Annotated in this window: 4 protein-coding genes; 2 read left to right on the plus strand and 2 right to left on the minus strand. The window is 64.1% G+C overall.

Features of this window, described 5'->3' with window-relative positions; genetic code table 11:
- On the minus strand, positions 1 to 611 hold a 611-nt coding region (locus tag JWP83_RS09830), incomplete at its 3' end, for an adenylate/guanylate cyclase domain-containing protein (RefSeq protein WP_297729396.1).
- A 71-nt stretch (positions 612 to 682) separates the two neighbouring features.
- Complete coding sequence (locus JWP83_RS09835; protein ID WP_297729390.1) at positions 683 to 931, minus strand: hypothetical protein; 249 nt, start codon at positions 929 to 931, stop codon at positions 683 to 685.
- A 202-nt stretch (positions 932 to 1133) separates the two neighbouring features.
- Here JWP83_RS09835 and JWP83_RS09840 point away from each other — a divergent pair.
- A protein-coding gene (locus JWP83_RS09840) for an IS3 family transposase (RefSeq protein ID WP_297729401.1) occupies positions 1134 to 2248 on the plus strand; the annotation gives its coding sequence in 2 pieces (ribosomal slippage) (positions 1134 to 1401 and positions 1401 to 2248; 1116 coding nt in all).
- Positions 2249 to 2500: 252 nt separating this feature from the next.
- A partial coding sequence (locus JWP83_RS09845) for a sulfatase-like hydrolase/transferase (RefSeq protein ID WP_297729393.1) occupies positions 2501 to 3123 on the plus strand: 623 nt, incomplete at its 3' end.

Consider the following 3123-nt stretch of genomic DNA (forward strand, 5'->3'; position numbering starts at 1 on the left):
ATGAAGCTCGTGGTCTGAGGCCGCAGGTTCCCCGGACTTGTGTCGAGCGCCCGCAGCGGCGGAAATTCCGTCGCCTGACCCTGCGCTCTCACTTGGAACACCCCGACCGGCATCGGTACATCCCGCAACCGGCGCGGACCTAGATCGATGAGATCAACGCCGCTGAGCAGTACCGCCGTCGACTCCGCCAAAAGGATCTGCCCGCCATGCCCGGCAGCCATCAGCCGCGCTGCGCGATTCAATACCGCGCCGAAGTAATCCCCGTCCCGCAACTCGGCTTCACCGGTTGCGATCCCCATCCGCACTGGCAACTCCAACTCTCGCTGCGCAGCCACCGCAGCATCCACCGCAGACCGAGGTGACGCGAAGGCGGCACACACCCCGTCCCCGGTGTGCTTGAACAACCAACCGCCGTGCGCCTCGATCACATTGCGCAACACCTCGTCATGGGCGGCGAGTGCTGCCCGCATTGCATCGGCGTCCGTCTCCCACCGACGGGTCGAACCCTCGATATCGGTGAACAAAAACGTCACTACCCCCGAAGGAGCAGCCGCCGGATCAGCGGACACCCACGCAGCATGGCACAAGCAACGCACGCCCACCTCGAACATCAGGTGTGGGCATGCCATTCATGCGGCGTTGCAGGCACTGATAACCATTCGAACCAGTCGAGCCGCGGACACTATTGCGCGGTACGGATGACAAAGGCGTCCGTGCTCTCGTCGTAACCGACAGTTTCGTCCACGAACAGTTCCCCAACCGTGTGGCCGTCCTCAACAACCGCAATGAAGGTCGCTTCCTCCTGGTCGTATGTCACCGATCCTTGCACGAACATCGCCGCGACCTCGTGCCCATCGGCTCCGAAAACGACAAGCTTCAAGCCTCCGGCATTCTTGACGTACTGCGCCGCTTCGGCACGTGTCATGACCATCGCTGGGATCCCCGATCTGCTGGTGCTTTGTTGCAGCGCAGTATTCCCGAGACCAGACCCCAATGTGGTCGGTACAGAGACCCGAACTACTCGTCAGCCGTTTGCCCGCCGCAGCGGCAGGACCTGGCCTGACCCCGCCTGGTTGATCCAGGTCAGGTGAGAGTCTTGCCGCCCAGGATGTGGGCAGGAAGGCTCGATGACGATGACGACGAGGAAGCGACACAGTCCGGAGCAGGTCGTGCGCAAGCTGGCGAGCGCGGATCGGATGTTGGGTGAGGGCAAGGACGTCGCAGACGTCTGCCGCGAGCTTGGGGTGGCGGAGCAGACGTACTACCGCTGGCGTAACCAGTTCGGCGGACTGAAGGCCGATGATGCAAAACGCCTCAGGGAGCTTGAACGGGAGAACTCCACGCTCAAGCGTTTGCTGGCTGAGGCGGAGTTGGAGAAGGCCGCGTTGAAGGAGATCGCCAAGGGAAACTTCTAGGCCCGGAACGCCGGCGGGCGGCCGTTCACCACCTCATCGCAGCGATGGGTGTGTCGGAGCGGTTCGCCTGCCGGGTGACCGGGCAGAACCGAAGCACCCAGCGTCATGAACCAGCCGCAGCGAACCCTGCTGACCCCGATGCCGGGCTGCGGACATGGCTTCGTCGGTACGCGAAAGACCATCCACGGCGCGGGTTTCGGCCCGCCTATCACGACGCGCGCGCCGAGGGTTGGATGGTGAACCATAAGAAGATCCAGCGGTTGTGGCGCGACGAGGGCCTGCGTGTGCCGCAACGACGGCGTCGCAAACGCCTGGGCGCCTCCACCGCACTGGGCCTACCGACCGCGGATGCGCCAAACCAGGTGTGGGCGGTCGACTTCCAGTTCGACGCCACTACCGACGGGCGCCCGACCAAGATCGTGTCAATTGTCGATGAACACACCCGCGAATGCCTCGGCGGCCTGGTCGACCGCTCGATCACCGCGGAGACGCTGATCGACGAGCTGGATCGCCTTGCCGCCGAACGTACATACCCAGCCGTGTTGCGCTGCGACAATGGTCCTGAGCTCGCGTGTGCGGCGATGGCCGACTGGGCCGGGGGACGCGTCGGGCTGTCGTTCATCCCGCCGGGTGAGCCGTGGCGAAACGGCTATATCGAGTCGTTCAACAGCAGGATCCGCGACGAATGTCTGAACATCAACGTCTTCTGGTCACTGGCCCAGGCCCTGGTCGTTATCACCGACTGGAAGTACGACTACAACCACCACCGACGTCACTCGGCCCTGGGCTACCAGACCCCGGCCTGCTACGCCGCAACGTGCCCCCATCGATGAACGACTCGGTCCACGTTGCAGCCGTACATCCGCCGCCGACACGCAACTGCATGCTCGACCGTCGATGGAAGGGACCTGGGACGCGGGCAAGCTGGGTCGGCCAGCCGCCGGATCGACCACGACAACCGCAGAATGCTGCGGCCCAGGATGCATGGACTTGGTTGCGTTGGTGGTGACGGCCGAATCCGTATCGGCGGTGTCGGCGGTGCGCCCATACTGGTGGCGGCTGCCGTCGGCAGCGGAGGAGGCCCAATGCCGGAACCCACATCGCCGAATGTCGTGTTCTTCCACGTCGACAACCTGGGTTTCGGCGAACTCGGTTGCTACGGAGGGGGAATACTGCGCGGCGCTCATACCCGGCGTATCGACGCATTCGCCGCGCAAGGCTTCCAGCTGTTGAATTACGCGCCCGAATCCCAGTGCACCCCGACGCGTTCGGCGCTGCTGACCGGGCGCTACGCGGTCCGGTCGGGCAACCACACCGCGTCCGGACACGGGATGCCGTTCGGTCTGGTCAGCTGGGAGCGCACGCTGGGCGATATCTTCTCCGAGGCGGGCTACGCCACGTCGTGTCTGGGTAAATGGCATGTCGGCGATGAAGAGGGCCGCTGGCCCACCGACCACGGATTCGACGCGTGGTACGGGCCGCCGCACTCCTATGACGAGGCACTGTGGGAGACCGACCCGTGGTATGACCCCGAACGCGACCCGGTGTCCTACATGCTGGAAAGCACCAAAGGCCAGCCGCCGACAGAATGCGAACAGCTGACGTTCGAGGTGAAACGGGACGCCGATGTGGAATACCTGCGCCGCGCCTTTGACTTCATCGACGACAGTGTCGAGAAGGACACGCCGTTCTTCCTGTACTTCAACCC

Origin of the sequence: Mycobacterium sp., from assembly GCF_025965855.1 — a bacterium.
Lineage (GTDB): Bacteria > Actinomycetota > Actinomycetes > Mycobacteriales > Mycobacteriaceae > Mycobacterium.